At 45.3% G+C, this 19,853-nt stretch carries 15 protein-coding genes; 7 read left to right on the plus strand and 8 right to left on the minus strand.

What is annotated here, in order from left to right:
- Nucleotides 1-16: 16 nt before the first annotated feature.
- The 3 genes from BMW79_RS16820 to BMW79_RS16830 are packed head-to-tail and all read right to left on the minus strand — an operon-like array spanning nt 17 to nt 2,442.
- On the minus strand, nt 17-1,189 hold the full coding sequence (locus tag BMW79_RS16820) for a FecR family protein (RefSeq protein WP_089896635.1): 1,173 nt from the start codon (nt 1,187-1,189) through the stop codon (nt 17-19).
- 19 nt (nt 1,190-1,208) lie between these two features.
- Complete coding sequence (locus BMW79_RS16825) at nt 1,209-1,784, minus strand: RNA polymerase sigma factor (RefSeq protein WP_089896636.1); 576 nt, start codon at nt 1,782-1,784, stop codon at nt 1,209-1,211.
- 49 nt (nt 1,785-1,833) lie between these two features.
- A complete protein-coding gene (locus BMW79_RS16830) occupies nt 1,834-2,442 on the minus strand; it encodes an RNA polymerase sigma factor (protein WP_143059186.1) in 609 nt (202 codons plus the stop codon).
- A 283-nt stretch (nt 2,443-2,725) separates the two neighbouring features.
- On the opposite strand from BMW79_RS16830, the gene BMW79_RS16835 reads away from it, so the two are divergent.
- The 5 genes from BMW79_RS16835 to BMW79_RS16855 all read left to right on the plus strand — a co-directional run bounded on the left by BMW79_RS16835 (nt 2,726) and on the right by BMW79_RS16855 (nt 6,598).
- Entirely contained in the window at nt 2,726-3,046 is a 321-nt protein-coding gene (locus BMW79_RS16835; RefSeq protein ID WP_089896638.1) for an ArsR/SmtB family transcription factor, read from the plus strand.
- Nucleotides 3,043-3,546, plus strand: coding sequence for an SRPBCC family protein (locus BMW79_RS16840; protein WP_089896639.1), 504 nt, complete (start codon nt 3,043-3,045; stop codon nt 3,544-3,546). Before BMW79_RS16835 ends, BMW79_RS16840 begins: the two co-directional genes overlap by 4 nt.
- Before the next feature lie 436 nt (nt 3,547-3,982).
- Entirely contained in the window at nt 3,983-4,894 is a 912-nt protein-coding gene (locus BMW79_RS16845; protein ID WP_089896640.1) for a PorP/SprF family type IX secretion system membrane protein, read from the plus strand.
- A gap of 110 nt (nt 4,895-5,004) precedes the next feature.
- Nucleotides 5,005-5,589 (plus strand): Crp/Fnr family transcriptional regulator, encoded by a 585-nt coding sequence (locus BMW79_RS16850; protein WP_089896641.1) that lies wholly within the window; start codon nt 5,005-5,007, stop codon nt 5,587-5,589.
- A gap of 73 nt (nt 5,590-5,662) precedes the next feature.
- Nucleotides 5,663-6,598, plus strand: a complete 936-nt coding sequence (locus tag BMW79_RS16855) for an ester cyclase (RefSeq protein ID WP_089896642.1) — start codon at nt 5,663-5,665, stop codon at nt 6,596-6,598.
- A gap of 14 nt (nt 6,599-6,612) precedes the next feature.
- Here BMW79_RS16855 and BMW79_RS33910 read toward each other — a convergent pair whose 3' ends face one another.
- A complete protein-coding gene (locus BMW79_RS33910) occupies nt 6,613-6,774 on the minus strand; it encodes a hypothetical protein (RefSeq protein ID WP_177192210.1) in 162 nt (53 codons plus the stop codon).
- 99 nt (nt 6,775-6,873) lie between these two features.
- Between BMW79_RS33910 and BMW79_RS16860 the strand changes: the two genes are divergently transcribed.
- The gene (locus BMW79_RS16860) at nt 6,874-7,614 is read left to right on the plus strand and encodes a hypothetical protein (protein ID WP_143059187.1); all 741 of its coding nucleotides are present in this window, start codon (nt 6,874-6,876) and stop codon (nt 7,612-7,614) included.
- Between the two features lie 129 nt (nt 7,615-7,743).
- Here the strand turns inward: BMW79_RS16860 and BMW79_RS16865 are convergent, their stop codons facing one another.
- A complete protein-coding gene (locus BMW79_RS16865; RefSeq protein WP_089896644.1) occupies nt 7,744-7,977 on the minus strand; it encodes a hypothetical protein in 234 nt (77 codons plus the stop codon).
- A 114-nt stretch (nt 7,978-8,091) separates the two neighbouring features.
- Between BMW79_RS16865 and BMW79_RS16870 the strand changes: the two genes are divergently transcribed.
- Nucleotides 8,092-10,071, plus strand: a complete 1,980-nt coding sequence (locus tag BMW79_RS16870; RefSeq protein ID WP_089896645.1) for a TonB-dependent receptor plug domain-containing protein — start codon at nt 8,092-8,094, stop codon at nt 10,069-10,071.
- 1,556 nt (nt 10,072-11,627) lie between these two features.
- On the opposite strand, the gene BMW79_RS16890 is transcribed toward BMW79_RS16870, so the two are convergent.
- The 3 genes from BMW79_RS16890 to BMW79_RS16900 form a co-directional block, all read right to left on the minus strand.
- Nucleotides 11,628-13,127 carry a RagB/SusD family nutrient uptake outer membrane protein gene (locus tag BMW79_RS16890; RefSeq protein ID WP_089896649.1) on the minus strand — a complete coding sequence of 500 codons (1,500 nt, stop codon included), beginning with the start codon at nt 13,125-13,127 and terminating at the stop codon, nt 11,628-11,630.
- Nucleotides 13,128-13,154: 27 nt separating this feature from the next.
- The gene (locus BMW79_RS16895; protein ID WP_089896650.1) at nt 13,155-16,289 is read right to left on the minus strand and encodes a SusC/RagA family TonB-linked outer membrane protein; all 3,135 of its coding nucleotides are present in this window, start codon (nt 16,287-16,289) and stop codon (nt 13,155-13,157) included.
- A gap of 345 nt (nt 16,290-16,634) precedes the next feature.
- Complete coding sequence (locus tag BMW79_RS16900; RefSeq protein ID WP_089896651.1) at nt 16,635-19,823, minus strand: PVC-type heme-binding CxxCH protein; 3,189 nt, start codon at nt 19,821-19,823, stop codon at nt 16,635-16,637.
- Between the last annotated feature and the right edge of the window lie 30 nt (nt 19,824-19,853).

Genomic DNA, 19,853 nt, shown 5'->3' on the forward strand with positions numbered 1-19,853 from the left:
AATGGTTGGTTTTTGATTATCTCGGACCGGGAATGACGGTGATCCTTTTCCCTTTTATTTCAAAATGAACTTTGTGTGTTAATTCCAGTACATCCAGGATCTGCGCCGCATTTTCACTTTTAGGAATGGTGCCATAAAATTCTTCTTCCGGTATGGTTCCCTGGTAGAAAACTTCCACATCATACCATCTGGCCACCTGGCGCATAATGGTAGCGATATCTGTATTGTAAAAACGGAACTTGCCTTCCTTCCATGCCAGCACATTGTCGAGGTCAGGTGTGGTGATGGCAATACCTGCCGTGCGATTGCTGACGGCTGCCTGTTCTCCGGGCTTGAGTATTTTTGACGTGCCTGCCTGTATCACTTTAATAGCGCCATTGATCAGGGTAGTTTTTATAGCGGCTTCGTCGGGGTAGGCCATCAGGTTAAATGCTGTTCCCAATACCTGGATGCGCTGCCCTTTTGATACCACGATGAAGGGTTGCGCCGCGTTTCTGGCAACATCGAGGTAGGCTTCTCCCGAAATTTCCACTTTTCTTTCCCTGCCATGAAAGCTGGTAGGATATTTAATGTAGGAAGCGCTGTTTAACCAAACCTGTGTGCCATCCGGTAGTTGTAACTGATATTGTCCCCCGCGTGGGATGGTGAGGGTATGGATCGTTACCGCTTCCGCCTGATCTGCGAGGTAAGCCAGTTTACCGTTGCCTTGTTTCACTACACCGTTTTCCCCGGCAATTTGCCCGTTGGAAATGCTGTCCAGTGTGATTGTTCTTCCGTCTCCCAATGTCAGTATGGCTTTGTTACCACCCGGGCTCAGGGGTGTTTGTAGTGCTATTGGCGCCTGATGGCTCCTGTATTGTTTGTATACGAAGAAGCTACTGATACCGATGAATGCAGAAATGCCCACTGCTGCTGCCATCCGTAACCATCGCATGTGGTAAACAGGTGCAACGGGGAGCGGGGGATGAGTAGCATCTATAATTGCCTGCCATACTGCTGCTTCCCGCTCTGGGGGCAGGTCTGTCAGGGGCTTCTGCTCCCGGAGTCCCTGTCTTAATACCGCTCTTAATATCTCTTCATGCCCCGGTTCCTGCAGGTATTGCAGTAATGCAGCCTGCTCGGCAGCGGTAGCATTTCCCTGTATACAGCGGTGATATAAAGCAGCAATATGATCTGGTAATTCCATCATCTTTATTAGTATAGTTCATTTAATGGGAAAGTTTTGCGAGGCAAAACCGCCGTATCGACCGCATCGCCTGTTCCAGGTTCCACTTCACCGTTTCCGGTGATACAAGTAACTGATCGGCGACTTCGTTTCTTTTCAACCCATCCTGTTTAATCAGTTTATATGTTTGTTGCTGTTTTTCCGGCAACCTGGACACGGCTTCATTCAGTAAGCGGTCCAGTTCTTTTTCTATGTACAGGTCCAGCGGATCTTTTTTATCCGCTTCCGTGACTGGTTCTGAGCCGGTAATGGTTCTCCGTAGCTCCCGGATTACTTTAAAACCGGCATGTTCCGTTACCCGGTAAATCCAGCCGCCAAAATGTTCAATCACCGGCAACCGCTCCCGGTGCAGCCATACCTTGATGAATACCTCCTGTATTACATCCTCCGCCATCTCCCGGCTGCCGGTGAGATGAAAAATGGTGGTATACAATTGTTTCCTGTAATGAGCGAATACCTTGGCAAAGGCAGTGGTGTCCCCGTTGGCTATTTTTCCGAGTAACCCCGCTTCATCAGGCAGATAAACAGTATGATTATGACGGCCTTTCCTGTGAATCATATATATAAGAGCCACGGGAAAGACAAATGGGGGGTAATGGCGAAAAAAATTATTGCAGGCTGTTGACCAGCATAAAAGCCAGGGTTAGTCCCAGATGGGCCATGCAATAGTTACGGACCGACTGATTCGCCTGGTCCAGGTTCCATTTAACGGTTTCGGGCGACACTGACAATCTTTCTGCCACCTCTTTTCTTTTAAGTCCCTGCTGTTTGATCATACGGTAAGTAAGCTGCTGCTTTTCCGGTAATTGGGCAATGGCAGCCTCCAGCAGCTGATCATATTCTTTCTCGATAAAAATATCAACAGGGTCTTTTTCTGCGGGGGGGAACGGATCGTTGGACAAAACATGCAGCTGTGCTGCTATGCGACGGTTATTACGGATTACTTTAAAGCCGGCATATTCGGTGACCTTATAAAGCCATCCGGGAAAATTTATGATATCGGGCAATCGCGCCCTGTGCATCCATACTTTGATAAATACTTCCTGCAATACATCTTCTGCCATTCCGGAACTACCCGTTAAATGGAATATTGTACTATACAAATTTTGCTTATACTGTTTAAATAACAGCGCAAAAGCCATACTATCGCCATCTGCTATACGCTGGAGCAACGTCTGCTCATCCGGAAGTTCCTCATGAATATCAACACGCCTCATATGGTAGATCAATGCGCTCTGGGGAACATCCCCGGTCTGTAAATATGGTTGTTGAGGTAAATTTATTAATAAATTGACGAAAAAGAGAAGGAATAATAAAGATGCCAGCTGCGTTTAAATACCCTACTACCGGACTTTTTTGTTGTTCTGCCGGAAAATACTGAAAATAAATTTGGGCAACTGATCGGTTGCGTATATATTTGCAACCAATCAGTTGCTTAATAGAGCAGCTACTATGAATTGTACCGGGTGTCATTGAAGCCGGTATACAAATGACCGCTATATGAGAAGAGATATTTTCCAGGCTATCGCCGATCCGACACGCAGAGCCATTATAGCGTTGATTGCCGTGCAGGCAATGACGCCCAATGCACTCGCGGAGCATTTTGATACGACCAGGCAGGCAGTTTCCAAGCATTTAAAAATATTGACGGAGTGTGAACTGGTTAAACAGGAATACCAGGGACGGGAAATTTTTTATCAGCTTGAAATTGATAAAATGAAAGAGATAGATAAATGGCTGGAGCAATTCAGGAAGATCTGGGAAAAGCGTTTCGATCAACTCGATCAATTATTGTCAACGATAAAAAAACAAAGAAAATGAAACACAATTTGCATTTCGAATTCCTGGTAGATAAGAAAGAAAATACGCTGACAATAAGGCGTGAGTTTCTGGCCGACCGGCAACTGGTGTGGGATTGTTACACCAAAAGCGAATTGCTGGACCGCTGGTTTGCGCCGGCTCCGCTGACGACAAAAACAAAAACGATGGACTTCCGCGAAGGAGGTCACTGGCATTATGCGATGGTAGAACCCAATGGCACAGAATACTGGGGATATACCGCCTATGTAAAAATCAGTCCTATTGATTTTTACACCGCCCTCGATGCATTCTCTGATGCAACGGGTGAAATAAATGAAAGCCTGCCCCGTGCGGAGTGGCTGGTAACTTTTACTGACAAAGGTGAAAACGCATTGGTAGAAACAGTGGTTACCTACGCATCGCTTGCTGATGTGGAGCAGGTAATACAGATGGGCATGGAACAGGGTATGATGGCCACTCTGCAAAAGCTGGATGAGTTGTTGTTAACCATCAAAAAATAGTACCGGCATTCGGAATGCCGCTGCAATGTGCCTGCCGGAGCAGATACATGATAAGCTGATAAAGGAAAGGTTTGCGAAGCAGGCCTTTCCTTTATCAGTGTTTGTCTACTGCGTGATGAGGTGCTGAAAAACAATGAGAACCGGATACGTTTTTGTTGTTTTTATTACATTCTTAAAATAATTTTTATCTTAGCCCCCGATTATCGTAAGCTGTAGGCAGTGCAGGACACATGATTGAGATTTTAGCACAACGAAGTATGATGAATGTCTGAACACTGCATCCCTATTTCAACTGATTAAGTACATTTTTTTTAATTATTGAACCCTTACCTACTGTCACTATGAAACCAATTCCTGTATTCATTTATGTTTTCGGTGGCAACTTTGCCCCAGAGGGCCAGACCTCCTGTCAGGGGCCGCTTTTATTCTAATCAGGATGAAAAAGATATTCTTTATAATCCTGTTACTGGCAGGAACGCAAAGCTTAACCGCGCAACAGTGGGGTAATGCCACCACTTCCCAGGTGGATCCGTTGGGGTCGCAGTATTTTCAAAACCAGTACCTGGGTAATCCCGCTATGGCGGGGATTGATACAGGGCTTCATCTGAATGCCGCCTACAGAAAGCAGTGGAGAGATGAGCCGGGTGTACCGGTTACCATGGCCATCACCGCCGACTATGCTGCCGGTAAAAGAGTAGGTGTAGGTTTGAACGTGTATAACGATAAAGCCGGGCTGCTCTCCAATACCCGTGTGGCGGCTACTTACGCTTATCATTTACCGTTATCATCAACAGGCGGGCAGCAACTCCATTTCGGGTTATCCGTTGGGTTTCGCTCCGAATTCATCGACCGGAAAGCACTGAATGGTGATGCCAGCGACCCTTCCATCGGCCGCTTTAACCGTCGCGATAACTATTTTGACGCAGATTTCGGATTGGCCTATACCAGCCACGGATTGAATCTCCAGGCTGCGCTGCCCAACATGATCGGCTATTTTAAATCAGATAATAAAGGCCAGGTAAACAGCTCCACCTTTTATTCCTCTGCCAGCTACCGGATAGGCATTGGTTCCCAGTTAACATCGATAGAACCAAAAGTATGCTTCCGTGGTGTACGTGGTTTTGACAATATCATAGACCTTGGCGCCAATATCGTTTTCCTGGAAAATACGCTGAATGCGTTTGGCATGTACCATACCTCCAAAAACTTCACCGTAGGTGCAGGATATAACATCTTCCATACAGTAGGTATCCTCGTGAGCTATTCTTCCCAGACCTCGGGTCTGAGTAATTATCTCTCCGGCAACTTCGCAGTAGGGCTGAAAGTAGACCTGTTCAACAAGGAATAGGTGTATCCGCAGATATTAAAAGAAAGCAGCTGTCTCATTTATTTGTAAGGCAGCTGCTTTCTTTTACTGCATATTTAAAATAACTTTGGGCTGACCAAGATCTCCCGGATATGCGGAATGACGAACTACTGCTCCAGCACATAGCCAGGCATATTCACCTGGAACAGGAGGAAGTGGATTTTTTCAGCTCCTTACTGCATTTCAAAACCCTGCCGAAAAAAGCGTTCCTGCTGCGGCAGGGCGACATCTGTAAAACGGAAAACTTTATCATCCGGGGATGTGTGAGGATGTATACCATTGATGACACCGGGTTTGTACATATTGTGATGTTTGGCGTAGAAGGTTGGTGGGTGAGTGATCTCTTTAGTTTCCTGACGGGCAGTTATTCCGACTATTATATTGATGCGCTGGAAGATACAGAGCTGTTGCAGCTTTCCAGGGAGCAACTCGAACAGCTGTACGAACGTGTTCCTAAATTTGAGCGGTTTTTCAGGATCTTATTCCAGAATGCTTTTATTGCCCAGCAGAATCGTATCAATCAAAGTCTTTCTTTTACAGCAGAACAGCGGTACCTGGATTTCCTGAAGAAATATCCGCAACTGGAACAGCGGATTCCGCAGAAGCAGGTGGCTGCCTTCCTGGGGATGTCGCCGGTTTTTTTGAGTATGCTCCGTAAAAGGCTGAGTCAGCGTTAATTTCTTCAACTACTTTAATTTTTTAGATTTTTTGCCATCGTTTATTTGTAGATCTAAATGCACTTACAAATAAATGAAACAGCGTATTTTCAGTACACACAACGATTGGACGGGCCTGATTCTCCGGCTCACACTGGGATTGATTTTGTTTCCCCACGGCGCCCAGAAAGTATTGGGTTGGTTTGGTGGTCCCGGCTTTACAAAGGAGATGTCCTTTTTTACAGATACCCTGCATTTGCCCTGGCTGATCGCCTTTTTAGTGATTGTAACAGAGTTTTTTGGGGCGTTGTCGCTGATTGCAGGCTTTGCATCCAGGCTTTGGGCGGTGGCAATCATTATCCTGTTTGTGGGCATTATTTTTATTGCACACATCGATAACGGCTTTTTTATGAATTGGTTTGGCACGCAAAAGGGAGAGGGGTATGAATATCACCTGCTGATTATTGGGTTGTCGCTCGCTATCCTTTGCCAGGGGAGTGGCAAATATGCTATCGACAATGGGTTGATCCGGCGTTCGGGTTTCTCCGGTACCATGCTGACCCTGCTGGCGGCTGGCGTCTTCCTATGTGCCGCCTGTGGTAATACCGCCGCAACGCCGCAGGAAGAAAATAAGCAGCTGGTACAGCGTTATTTTAATGAAGTATGGAACCAGGGAAAGGTGGAGGTATTGGAAGAGCTGTTAAGCCCCGGTTATGTCAATCATACGCCTTCCGTTCCCAATCCTCCAAATGGGCCTGCTGGTTTAAAACCGATTGTAAACGCTATCAGGAAAGCATTTCCTGATTTGCACTATACCATCAAGGATATCATCGTCACAGAAAACAGGGCGGTTGTGCGCGTGATTATGACCGGTACACAAACGGATACATTATTTGATATTCCTCCTACCGGGAAATCTGTTACGGTGAACCAGATCAACATAGAAGAAATCAGTCATGGTAAAATTACGGATCACTGGCGGGTAACCGATGAACTGACCATGATGAAACAACTGGGTCTGGTAAAATAGGGCTGTTCCAGCTTTTAGTGCTGAAACAGGGTTACGGTCAGGTTTATCTCAAAAGTCCCGTTTGTGTAGTTACTCAATCCTGATGTCTGAGAATTACAGATCAGCTGAAATCCTGCTATGGATCTGTAATTGGCTCCCACGCCTGCGTGGAATTCAGCCCGGATGTATCCTGGCATGATCATTTATTTTGTGCAGAAATATCTTAATATTGCACTTCCGGGAAAAATAAAGTGCTTTCCTGCCATAACCTTACCAATACGTCTATGCCTATACGAATGAAACTGTATTCACGATCAGTGATGGTGTTATTACTGGTACTTGCTATTTATATACCTGCCCATGCTTTCTCAGATACCACCCGTGTTTTATTTCTTAGTAAAGAAGATGTACTTCCTGATGGACTCAGGAAAATAGGAAATGTAAAAGTGACCGATGGTGGCTTTAAAATGAATTGCGGATACGAACAAACCATGCAGCAGGCGACCGACAAGGCCATCCAGGCAGGAGGGAACATTGTGAAGATCAAGGAACTGAAGCATCCTGATATGTTCAGTACCTGTTACCGGCTGACAGGAGAAATTTATTATTATCCTGATATTCTTGGCCTTATTGCGGAGAAATTCAGGATTGTTGATTCCATCATAAATACCGTATTGCCTGATACTGCTTCTTACGCCTTGTTGTACATTTATCGCCCTGACACAGATTTGGGTGCCGGAATTTCCTATAATGTGCTGCTGGATGATTCTGTTGTATGCCGTGTGAAGAACAGTACCAGTTTTCTTATTAAAGTTTATAAGACTGGTACCGCCAAAATTTCTGCAAAAACAGAAACCCGTAAGGAAGTAACATTGGATATCCGTCCCGGAAAGGCATATTTTATTAAATGTACCATCGCCCCTGGTGGATTTGTTGGCCGGCCAGAATTGAATGTGATAGAAGCTTCCCCAGGTTTATATGAATTTAACGCAGTGAAAGAAAAACCGAAGCTGAAAGTCATGGATTCCGTGTACTAGCTATGCAACAGGTGTTTAGTAGTCTGGCAGGTGATAATCATGAATGCAGGTCTGCAGTTGCTTGTTTTATGTAAATTCTGCATTTTTTTATATTTTCGCTTCGTGAAATGGTTCCTGATCATATTTTCATTATACGTAGTTATTCTTTCCGGCATCCCCTGTGATTGCCAGGAAGACGACTACGCCTGTAATACAACGGAACCAGCAGATCATCGCAAACCAGATTGCCCGTGTTCTCCCTTTTTCGCTTGCAGTACCTGCCACGGCGTAGTACTCCCGGATGCAGGGGTTAAACTGACAAGACCGGTGTATACTCCCAACCAGCAGGTGTTTCATCCTTACCAGGAAAATGCTGTCTCTCAATACCCGCTACCTGTTTTCCAGCCTCCACGGCTCGCTTAGATCCATCTCACAAAAGACCCATATTCTTTTCACCAGGTACTGGTGAACTATATTTTATTTACTATCAATCAAAGAATGAAACATATATCCTTCCTGGCAATATTGCTGGGCTCATTTGTCGTGGGCCAGGCGCAGCATAAACATCCAGCCGCTCCGGCAGATACAGTTGCCGCTAAGCCGGACCATTCAGAAGACATAGAAGAAGTGGTGATCTCTGCTACCCGCAGCACCAGAACCATCCAGCATATTCCTACCAGGGTGGAATTTATTGGTGGAGAAGAACTGGAAGAAAAGGGCAATATGAAACCAGGTGATATCAGGATGATGCTGAACGAAAGCACCGGTATTCAAACACAGCAGGTGTCTGCTACTTCCGCCAATTCCAGCATCCGTATACAGGGCCTCGATGGACGATATACGCAGATCCTGAAAGACGGACTGCCGCTTTACGCCGGCTTTTCCGGTGGATTGGGGCTATTACAGACCCCACCCCTGGACCTGAAACAAGTGGAAGTGATTAAAGGCGCCGCTTCTACTTTGTATGGTGGTGGCGCCATTGCCGGGTTGGTCAACCTGGTATCAAAAGCGCCGTCGGAAGAAAAGGAATTACGTTTCCTGCTCAACGGAACTTCTGCCGGAGGCCTTGATCTCAACGGTTACTACGGACAGCGTTTTGAAAAAGTAGGTGTAACAGTATTTGCTTCACGAAATAGCAGCAAGGCCTATGCTCCCGGTAATACCGAGTTTACGGCCATCCCGGAATTTGACCGCTACGTGATCAATCCAAAGTTGTTTATCTATTTCAGCCCAAAAACAAAGTTGAATATTGGGGTCAATGGCGTATTTGAAAACCGTACCGGCGGCGATATACAATACCTCAAAGGCCGTGGTGACAGTACACACAGCTACTTTGAGAAAAATAAAACCACCCGGTTATCGACACAACTGGCTTTTGAACATCAGTTCAATGCGCATAGCACACTGACCATCAAAAATGCACTTAATCATTTTCAAAGGACCATCACTATTCCGGATTATCTTTTTGATGGGAAGCAGTTTTCTTCTTATTCAGAAGCTACCTACAGCTATCAACAGGAGCATGTGGAGTGGATTGGCGGACTAAATTATTATACGGATGATTTCAAAGAATACCCGGTAGATGCCTTCCCTAAACGGAATTACAATCAGCAAACGGTAGGCATCTTTCTCCAGAATACCTGGAAAGCCAATCATTGGTTGCAGCTGGAAACAGGGCTCCGGGGGGATGAAGTGAAAGATTACGGGTTTGTGCTATTGCCACGAATCTCGGCGCTCTTTACCATTTCGCCTGAAATAAGTTCCCGTGTTGGTGGCGGTATGGGCTATAAAACGCCTACCATCTTTACGGAAGAAACGGAACGGATACAGTTCCGGCGGGTGTTGCCCATAGCGCCGGATAATAATACACTGGAAAAATCATATGGAGGGAATTTCGATATCAACTACCGTACTATCTTCTTCGATAAACTAAGTTTTAGTGTGAACCAGTTATTCTTTTATACACGAATTAATCATCCGCTATTGATGGAACCCACTACTACCAACAGCTACCGGCTGCTGAATATTGCAGGCTATATGGATACAAAAGGCTGGGAAACTAACGTGAAGCTGGGATACGGTGATTTCAAACTGTTTATCGGATACACATTTACCGATGCACAGATCACTGAACAGGGAACAAAGCGGGATAATCCTTTAACGGCAAAGCACCGGTTAAATAATGTGCTGATGTACGAAGTGGAAGATAAATGGAAAATTGGACTGGAAGCCTACTATTACAGTAAGCAACCGTTGAATGATGGCACTGTAGGAAGATCTTACTGGTTGTGCGGTTTCATGGCGGAGAAATTATGGGAACGTTTTTCTGTGTTTGTGAATTTTGAAAATATGCTGGATACACGGCAGTCGCGTTTTGAGAATATTTACACGGGGACAGTGACGCATCCGGTGTTCAGGGATATTTATGCGCCGCTGGATGGTTTTGTTGTAAACGGGGGGGTGAAATTGAAATTGTAAGGTGGGGAAGGAAAGACGAGTTGTCACAAATATTGGAATTTCCAATTGTATTTATTTTCTTTGCGGCCAGAGTTATATGTAACCCAGCCTATACCATAACCATGCTGTTGTTTTATAGTATGAACAATACATTTTTTACTGCAAGTTGAGGAAGGTAGCATTGCTTTTTTTGTTGGTAGTATAAGAGTGAGATTTATCTGTTGAGTTATTTGAAAAGCCGGATATTTTTATCTCTTCCTAATTAATAATTATGAGAAGGTTTTATTCATACTTAATTTACAAGTTATATACATGGGCTTTAAATGGATCAGGTTATAACACACCTATTTTTAATGTTATTGTGACGCTTGCATGCGTGCATTCATTTCAGCTGATTTTTCTAATGTTCATCGCTTTCAAATGTCTACCTGCTAATACTCATCTTTCGGGATGGCTAAACTATGTTGCTATTCTTGCTATTTTATTCTTAATCTCCCACTATTACGTATTTTACAATAAGGAAAGATGGGAAGGCTATGTAAAGGAATTTGAGAATGAAACACCTAAACAAAGTCTTAAGGGGAAAATTTATGTATTAAGTTACCTGATTGGTAGTACAATTGGTGTCATCTGGCTAATGTATTTTATGAGTGTATACTTATTTAAATAATTTTATAGGTATAAGGCAGGCCTGCAGGAAGTGAATCTAATTAATATTGCGGCAGTTTTATAAATATATAATCTACAGACTTTACACCTGGGCCAAAAATGGTCCAGGTAACAACACTCCAGTTGTAAATGTGATAGGTACGTTGGCGATTGTACATTTTATTCAATTACTTACTTTAACGCTTATAGTTCTTGAATGTTTGCCGTTTAAAATTAAACTTCCGGGCCTGCAGTTGTATAGTTTTGTTTTTTTTATTTTATTTTATTGGATGCACCATGTCTTTTTCTACAATAAGAAGAGGTGGGAAGGCTATGTGAAAGAATTCAAAGACGAGAGTCCGGAAAAGATTTACAGAGGAAAGATCTATGTGTTGAGTTATTTGATTGGTAGCGTGTTTGGACCTTTTGTAGTTGCGTTTTTTATAGCCTTATCCTGGTGAGAGAATTAACTTAATAATTTTGAAGAGATTTTACAGATACATCATCTACAAGCTTTATACATGGTCCTCTAACGGATCAAGTTCCAGCACGCCTGTTTTTAACGTAATTGCTACACTTGCCGTTGTACATTACTGTCAGTTGATTTTCATAACGGCCACGTGGTTCAAATTTTTTCCATCAGGAATCAAGGCTGCGACAGCAATCAACTTTATAGTTGCTTTCTTTATTTTGTTTTCAATAGCTCACTATTACCTATTCTATAATAAGAAAAGATGGGACGGTTATGTGAAAGAATTTGAAAAGGAAACGCCTAAAGAGAGCCTTAAGGGGAAAATCTATGTATTAAGTTACTTGATTGGTAGCACGATTGGCGTCATCTGGCTGATGTATTTTATCAATGAATATTTCTTCAAATGAATATCTGTTACTGTGCTGCTTTAAGGTCAGCACAGTAACAGATATCTTACTTAATACCCTTTTGTTGGTATCAGGTTGGGATTATTTCTCAATTCCGTGCTGGGTATAGGAAACAGCAATTCCCTTTCCGTTAATACCGGTCCGTAAGAGAACTTGTGCCCTACATAATTATCAAATCCTTTCGTACTTAGGTTAAATGCTTTGCGAAGACGCACCATATCGTACCAGGTCACGTTTTCAAAACATAGCTCGTACCAGCGTTCCCGCCAGATGGCTTCCCGCAGTTGTTCTTTTGATAAGTTTTCCAGTACCGGTAGTTTGGCCCTTGCCCTTACCAGGTTCACCGCGTCATATGCTTTTGCCGCCGGGCCATTTACTTCGTTGGATGCTTCTGCATATACGAGCAGTATATCGGCATAGCGGATCAGTGACCAGTTCAGATCGCTGTTGGCAGTAGTGGTTTGCGCCGTTACATCAAAAAGTTTGTAAAGAAAGAATCCGCCGAGATCTACCTTTAGGTTTCTATTGTCCTGGTTGGTGAATTCGGTAAAAAAGAACTGCCCTTCTTTGGCCCGCAGATCTGCCGGATCGTAGGACTTTACAAAGTCGGCCGTGGCATAAATACCGCCGGTTTCAGCAGAATAGGCAGATATGTTTTTGTTATAGGGAATGATGAGGGATTGCCAGGAGCCGGGAATGATCTGCGTTTTATACTGGATCATGAAGATATTTTCCTCTACGTTTTTCTTTGCCGGATTATGCAGGTCACCATAAGTGTCGAATAGTTTATACTGTTTTGAATCCAGTACTTCTGCTGCTTTTTTTGCGGCCAGGTCAAAGTAGGCCGTTCCTTTTTGTAAAGGATAACCGGCCATGGTGAGGTATACTTTTGACAGTAATGATTTCACTGCACCCAGCGTTACTTTGCCGCTGGCCTCAGCAAAGGGCAGCCCTGAGGCTTCGGCTGTTACGAGGTCGTCTACAATCAGTTTGTAGACGTCTTCCGGAGTAGCTTGTTTGGGCCGTAGTTGCTCTGACTTCAGATCTACCGGCTCGGTAATCAGTGGTATGTTTCCGAATAACTGCACCAGGTAGAAGTAGTACCAGGCCCGCAGGAAATGGGCTTCGCCCAGCAGGCTTTTGGCTTCAGCGGCATCCATGGTGATGTTTGGTATCTTGGCGATAGATAGATTGGCGTTGCTGATACCTTTGTAATAATTCTTCCAGATGTTATCACCATAGGCATTGTCTGCCGTATTATGCAGGTCTTTGATGAAGTAGCTGTTCACTGCCTGGCCCAGATCTGTAGCCGCCTGACCGGTGGCGAATTCTGTCATGGTCCAGGGGCCCCCGCCAAAATCGCCGGACATTGGTTCCCGCAAACTGGCATAGATCGCATTTACTGAGCTTCTGGCATGTTCCGGTTTCGTAAAATAGTTTTCTTCTGTATAGTTGCTGGGATCCGATTCATCCAGGAATTTCCGGCAGCCGGTCATCCATAAAGTCCCCGTTGTTAATACCAGCAGTCCATATTTTATTATTGCTTTCATGATTTTTCATTAATAAGTGGAATAATATTATAACCCAACATTCAGTCCCAGCATGAATACCCTTGGCTTTGGATAATCGTACAGCGTGAGGCCCTGGTCGAAGGGGGAACTGGAGTTGGATACTTCCGGGTCGTAACCTTTGAATTTTGTTACTAAGAAAAAGTTCTGTACAGATGCATATACACGCAGGCGGCTGAGTTTTAATGCCGAAATAGCAGAGGTGGGGAAGTTATATCCCAGTAACAGGTTACGTCCACGGATAAACGATCCGTCTGTTACTTTATGGCTGTCGTTGTTGGTGGTGTAATAGGCGTTGATCGGGCGTATCTGCGCTATCGGTGTATTCTGGTTTGTTTCTGTCCATGCGTTGAGTACTGTTTTGTAGCTGTTGGCAATCCCTTGTCTGTCTTCGGCAGAGTGGATGCTCCTGTCGAGTACATCGTTGCCATACATGAATTGTACATCTATGGTCAGTGACCATGCTTTGTACTGGAAGGTATTGAGGAAAGTGCCGTAGCCATCCGGTATGCCTTTCCCGATGATGGCCCTGTCCAGATCGTTGATGATGCCGTCGTTGTTGATGTCTTTGTATTTTACATCACCGGGCAGCATGTTGTATTTCTTTGCCTCGTCGGCTTCCTTGCTGCCCCATGTTCCGAGATGTATTCTTCCGAAGAAGGAGCCTACGGGTTCGCCCACCCGGATAATTCCATTGCCGGAAGCGATATCGCCATTGGCCAGCGCAAGTACTTTGTTTTTATTGACGGAGATATTGAAAGTGGTATTCCAGGAGAAGTCGTCGGTTTTAATGTTGACGGTATTAAGACCAAACTCAATACCTTTATTTTCCATGCTACCTACGTTGGAGAATATTTTTTCACGTCCGCTGGTATAAGGTAACGGTGCATCCAGCAGCATACCATCTACCTTCCTGCGATAGATGTCCAGTTCCAGGTTTACCCGGTTGGAAAAGAGACCGAGTTCCATACCAACATCGATCTGTTTCGTTTTCTCCCATTGCAGTCCGGGATTGGCTAAACGATCGATACCTACACCCGAGTTACGTGCGCCGTTAAAGATCACACTGTAATTACCGAGCCCGGCAAGTGCCCTGTACGCGGGTATTTCAGAGTTACCCGTTGCGCCATAGCTGGAGCGGATTTTTAAGTTGGAGATAAAAGCAATACTCTTCATAAAGTCTTCTTCCGTTACTCTCCACGCGAGGGCGGCGGAAGGAAAGAAGGCAAACTGGTTATCCTGCCCGAACTTTGAGGAGCCGTCCATACGACCGGTAAACGTAACAAGATATTTGTTACGGAAACCATAGTTGATACGGCCAAAGTAGGAGTTGAGTCCGTTGGCAGTTCCCACAGAAGAGGGTGGCTGCGGACTGGATCCGGCACCGAGGTTAAAGTATTTGTAATAAGAATCGCTGAAACCTTCGGTGCTTGCCTGGTTTTCAAAACGGTCGATATGCTGCCAGGATACCCCAGCCATTGCATTTAAGGAATGTACCTTAGCAAACTGTCTGTTGTAGGTCAGATAGTTTTCAAACTGCCAGGAATTGTACCTGTTGTTATTAACAGATGCGTTACCGTTATCGGAGATGTACTGCATGCCTTTTGCGGCAAAGTAATCTTCCCTTTGATTAATGATATTAACGCCAACGGTTGATTTCAATTCCAGACCCGGCGCCAGGTGAATGTTCGCATACATATTGCCGAGGAGGGTCTGGGTATGCAGAATAGAGATCCTGTCTGCCGACACTCTCAACGGGTTATCACCACCTTCCATGCCCGGATAGTCCCTGTTACTGGCCCATGAGCCATCTGCATATTTCACCGGAATGATGGGGAGTGCCTCCAACACCTGGCGCATCATGGTAATACCACCTCCATCTAACTGATCTACCTGCTTTTCACGTTGATCGGTGTAGCTCATGGTACCACCTACTTTCAGCCAGTCTTTCAGCTGGGTATCGTATACGATGCGGCCGGCATAACGATCCTGCCAGGAACCTTTTGCCAGTCCTTCCTGGCTGCGGTAATTCAGGAATGCACCAAGACTTCTTTTTTCATCGCCATCTGTAAAGCCGAGCTGGTGATTTTGTGTAAAGGCCCTTTGAAACGCTTCATCCTGCCAGTCGGTGTCGTACAGTGGATTTCCCTGTGCATCAAATAATTTGGGGTTATTGCGTTTAGTTTTAGGATCTGTATATTTTGTGCCTGTAGCCCATCCGATGGGATCATATTTTTGCGCGTTGGCATAAGCGAGATCTTCTACCGCTAAAAATTCTTTTGCATTGAGCAGTTCCAGTTTCCTGGGCAATACACCGATACTGAAATCCGGATCATAGGTGAGTTTTCCGCCACCTGCATTTCCTCTTTTGGTTGTTACGAGGATCACGCCATTGGCGCCCCTGGCGCCATAGATGGCTGTGGAAGATGCATCTTTCAGTACCTCAATAGATGCAATGTCATTCGGGTTGATGTAATCGATCGGTGTGCTGCCGTTCCGGAGATCTACGGGGTTCAGGATCACACCATCTATCACGTATAAGGGATTGTTGGATACACTCAGGGAGCTGGATCCACGGATACGGATGTTGGTTCTGCCACCGGGCCTTCCTGAATTAGACGACACATTTACGCCGGATACGCGGCCGGATAAGCTCTGGTTCAATGAAGAGGAGGGACGTTCCTGTAATGTTTCCGCTTTAACAGTACCTACCGCTCCGGTGAGATCTGATTTTTTAGTGGTGCCATAACCTACCACTACTACTTCATCTATCTTTTTAACCTGTGGTACAAGTCTGATCAGCATATCGGCGGTTGCGTTTACTTCCTGGGTAACATAGCCGATATAGGAAACAATCAGTACTGCATTGTCTGGCAGCCCTTTCAGGACGAAGTTGCCGTCGCCATCAGTAGTGGTAGCCTTGTCTGCATTTTTTACTTTAATACTGACGCCGGGCACGCCAACGCCATTCTCCTCCAATATCTTACCGCGTACATCCATGAGAATTGCCCGCGAATCATGTAATGTGGCTGTCTCTTTCGCAAAGAGCGGCATGGCTGTACCCATTAACAAGGGGAGTGCCGCGTAGATGATTTTCTGGCGTAATGCCGGCATTTTAAAAATTACCGTGGAAATTTGTTTCATAGTTAAAATGTTATTTGGTTAAGTTTGATCGTATCCTATTATTCCATAAACATTTGTTAAGAAGAAGACGGGCTTTTGCGGACAAATAGCTTTCCTGCTGCTGTTTGTAGGCAGCAGGAGCTATTGTTGATCTATAAGTTGTTTGGATTGCGTATTGCGTGGCTACGGCTTAGCACACGTGTCCTGGTTTCACTGTTGAGTAACTACAGTAATTTTTTATCGGTTGACAATAATAATATACTTGTCTGTTGGTTAGAATTCCTAACAATAGTAATGATACAAACTGGTACTTCCTTGTAATATTTTCACTAAGTGGAATAGTAAATTAGCAATATGGTGCAGCGCTTATTTTTTCTCCATGGGATGTTCTTTCAGCAGTTGTTCTGAAGAATAGAAATCTTTTTTATGATCGATGGTTTTCCTGATTTGTTTTACTTTATCTGGTGAAATCGCTGGCCCTTTGTTACCGAATGAATTACGGACATAAGTCAGCACAGCCGCGATCTCATCGTCTTTCAGGAGTCCGCCGAAAGGCGTCATGGGTACCTGTCCCGGATACGTTTTATTGTTCACGGATATCGGGCCCAACATTCCTTTCATCACGAGTTTGATCAGTCTTTCATCGCTTCCCATCACCCATTCCGAGCCGGCAAGCGGAGGAAAACCGGAGTCGGGAAGTCCTTTGCCGTCCGCCTGGTGGCATGTTTTGCAATATCCCTCGATGGAATAAATTTTCTTTCCCTGATTAAACAGCGCCAGATTTGTTCCTTTCAGGTTGGTATCGGCATCGTCTTCTGTTTCTTGTTTTACATTTTTCCCGTTCAGGTGCGCCACGGCCGTTTCATATGCGTGGATCATCCATTCATCGAGTGGCATTGTTTTGGCGGCTGCAAGAATGGGAAGACCTTTTTCTTTGCCGATCCAGGATGCCGCAACAATGGCCATGAGTCGCACGCGGCTGTTTTCATCTTTTGCAGCCTGCATGAGTAAGTCGGCCTGGTCGCCTACCTGGTGGCCGGTGTAGCGTACTACCTCTACGGCTGCAGCTCTTGCGTGATAGTCTTTTGCCTTTAACACCTGTCTTAACAGATCCTGGTCTACTTTATCCATTCCCCAGCTTACCCATAGTCCTTCCAGCAGATGATGATCATACCGGGGATCATTTTTATCCAGGTTGGCCACCCATGTTTTCAGTTTGGCCAGTACCTGTGAAACATCGCGTCCTCTCAGTTCCCGGCGGGTTCTGTAGCGGGTTCTGTATTCCGGTAGTTTAAGATTTTCCAACAGTTCTTCTATCGGAGCGCCGGCTATATGAGCAGGTTTTACCAGTGGTCTTGAGGGATAGGTAATGCGGTATACCCTTCCATGAGAGTGATCACGGAGCGGATCACGCGCGTTGTGCTGCATGTGTCCGATCAGGATGTTGTGCCAGTCGATCACATAAAGCGAGCCATCTGGTGCAAACTCCAGGTCTACCGGCCGGAAATTGGGATCTCCACTCACCAGCAAATCCATACGGTGATGGCTTTTATAGCCTGTTCCGTCATCTTCCAGGGTATGTTCTTTTGTTCCCAGGAAGCCGATGGTATTGTTGATGAGGAAGTCGCCCTGCACTTCATCCGGAAAATGACGGCTGGACACAAACTCAAGGCCTGATGTAGGCCGTACTTTGTGTTTGTCTTCTATCAGCTGGATGGATTTATGCGTAGCCTGGCCATACCTTGGTAATACCGTGCCGGGAAGCATCCAGCGTACATCCGGACTGGAGGTTTCCGCGAAGAAGGGTTGTCCCCAGTCATCGAAGGCAATGCCCCATGGATTGGGAATGGAAAGCTGTGCGGTGCGTTCCAGTTTTTTCCTCCTGGGATCATACCGGTAAAAACCGCCGTTGGAGCCGCGTACGGTGCCGTAGGAAGTTTCGATATGCGTTTGCAGAAATACACCTTCTCCTGAATAGATGGCGCCTGAAGGATCCACTGTAAACGCGTGACTACTGTGATGGGTATCATGGTCATCGAATCCGCTGAGCAGGATTTCTGTTTTATCTGCTTTATCGTCGCCGTCAGTATCTATTAACAGTTTAAGATTGGTGCCCTGTGCCACATAAACTCCTTCCGGCGCTATTTCAAAGCCAATGGGCAGGTGGAGGCTATCGGCGAAGATGGTTTGTTTATCGGCTTTGCCGTCGTTATCGGTATCTTCCAGGATAATAATTTTATCATTGGGCCTGGCATCTCCGGGTTTGTAATGCGGGTAGCTGGGCATGGTAGCGATCCATAGGCGGCCTTTATTATCGAACGACATCTGCATCGGTTTGGCCAGCTCAGGAAACTGTTCTTCAGAAGCAAAGAGTTCAATCTTGTATCCGGGTGGTACTTTCAGCGTTTTAACGGCTTCCTCTCCACTGAGATACCGCAGACTTCCATTTTTTGCAGGATTATAGTTGGTTTTAACTACCGGTAATACTTTGGTGTTTTTATCGGCGGCGGCGATGTCCATTTTTGTTCCTTTGGAAGCGGCCTGCCAGATGGCGGTATCACGGATAGCCGTCATCTCACGGATTTTCTCTATTTCGGCGGGATAGTTATCTGGTCCGTATGGATCATAACGGCGACCGTATACATGCACACCATTGGGAATTTTATAATCGTTGAGCCACATCCAGTTCTTTTCCATCACGGCGTTGTGTACCAGCTGGCGGTTGGCGGTTGCTTTTGGAGAAGTGTTTCCAAAGATCTGGTCGGCCAGCAGCAGCCCCAGTTTTTTATAACCGTCGTCGTTTAGCTGTGAACCATCGATGGTTAAAGGTGATTTGGCCTCTTTATACCATTTTTGAGACGGTGTAAAGGCATCCACAAATAACACGTTATTATCATCCGCTACTTCCTTCATGGCCTGGGTATACATGGCGAGGTTTTCATTTTCCTTGCGGCCATCAGGCAGATCATATCTCCCGGAAAGATTTTCAAAAGCAATAGGGGAGACGATGGCCAGTTGCGGTGCAGAGGTGCCATTGTATTTTTGTTTCAGCGTCCATTTTATAAAGGCATCCAGTTCGCCTTTGTAATTGGCCAGTCCTTCTTTGCCGCTGAATGATTCGTTGTAGCCGAAGAAGGCAATGATCACATCGGTTTTGAGCCGGGTGAGCCATTGATCGGGTGTTTCAAAACGTCCTTCACTGGGGCCCTCCATGGTGGCTACTTCACTGGCCAGTTCCGGGCAGAATTTTTCTGCACCGGGAAATGCCCAGGGAGAATTCCGTGCAGAATGCGGACGGAATCCGGGTGTTTCCCCACCATCGCACATATTGCGTATGAGTAGTTTATAATCCGGGTGGCGGACAAATAATTCCGTTTCGAAATGATCATAGTTGATCATTCTCGATCCCAGGTTATTTCCGATCAGGGAAATATGGGAAGTCGCGGAAATAGTGAGTGGAGCAGGCTTGTTGGATTTACAGGCATCCAGTATTATTATCGCCAATGCGATGGGAATAAGCGGTGCATAAATGCCAGCTTTTAATAGTCTGAACATCTTCAATAAATTTAGCTGCGTCAGGAAGCG

The sequence above is a fragment of the Chitinophaga arvensicola genome (assembly GCF_900110835.1).
GTDB lineage: Bacteria > Bacteroidota > Bacteroidia > Chitinophagales > Chitinophagaceae > Chitinophaga > Chitinophaga arvensicola.

Excerpts from the sequence above, each read along its gene's own strand:
- BMW79_RS16835 (WP_089896638.1), top strand. The coding sequence starts at position 2,726 with ATGAGAAGAGATATTTTCCAGGCTATCGCCGATCCGACACGCAGAGCC.
- BMW79_RS16850 (WP_089896641.1), top strand. The coding sequence starts at position 5,005 with ATGCGGAATGACGAACTACTGCTCCAGCACATAGCCAGGCATATTCAC.
- BMW79_RS16870 (WP_089896645.1), top strand. The coding sequence starts at position 8,092 with ATGAAACATATATCCTTCCTGGCAATATTGCTGGGCTCATTTGTCGTG.
- BMW79_RS16895 (WP_089896650.1), bottom strand. The coding sequence starts at position 16,289 with ATGAAACAAATTTCCACGGTAATTTTTAAAATGCCGGCATTACGCCAG.
- BMW79_RS16840 (WP_089896639.1), top strand. The coding sequence starts at position 3,043 with ATGAAACACAATTTGCATTTCGAATTCCTGGTAGATAAGAAAGAAAAT.
- BMW79_RS16830 (WP_143059186.1), bottom strand. The coding sequence starts at position 2,442 with ATGAGGCGTGTTGATATTCATGAGGAACTTCCGGATGAGCAGACGTTG.
- BMW79_RS16825 (WP_089896636.1), bottom strand. The coding sequence starts at position 1,784 with ATGATTCACAGGAAAGGCCGTCATAATCATACTGTTTATCTGCCTGAT.
- BMW79_RS16900 (WP_089896651.1), bottom strand. The coding sequence starts at position 19,823 with ATGTTCAGACTATTAAAAGCTGGCATTTATGCACCGCTTATTCCCATC.
- BMW79_RS16860 (WP_143059187.1), top strand. The coding sequence starts at position 6,874 with ATGAAACTGTATTCACGATCAGTGATGGTGTTATTACTGGTACTTGCT.
- BMW79_RS16845 (WP_089896640.1), top strand. The coding sequence starts at position 3,983 with ATGAAAAAGATATTCTTTATAATCCTGTTACTGGCAGGAACGCAAAGC.
- BMW79_RS16855 (WP_089896642.1), top strand. The coding sequence starts at position 5,663 with ATGAAACAGCGTATTTTCAGTACACACAACGATTGGACGGGCCTGATT.
- BMW79_RS16890 (WP_089896649.1), bottom strand. The coding sequence starts at position 13,127 with ATGAAAGCAATAATAAAATATGGACTGCTGGTATTAACAACGGGGACT.
- BMW79_RS16820 (WP_089896635.1), bottom strand. The coding sequence starts at position 1,189 with ATGATGGAATTACCAGATCATATTGCTGCTTTATATCACCGCTGTATA.
- BMW79_RS33910 (WP_177192210.1), bottom strand. The coding sequence starts at position 6,774 with ATGCCAGGATACATCCGGGCTGAATTCCACGCAGGCGTGGGAGCCAAT.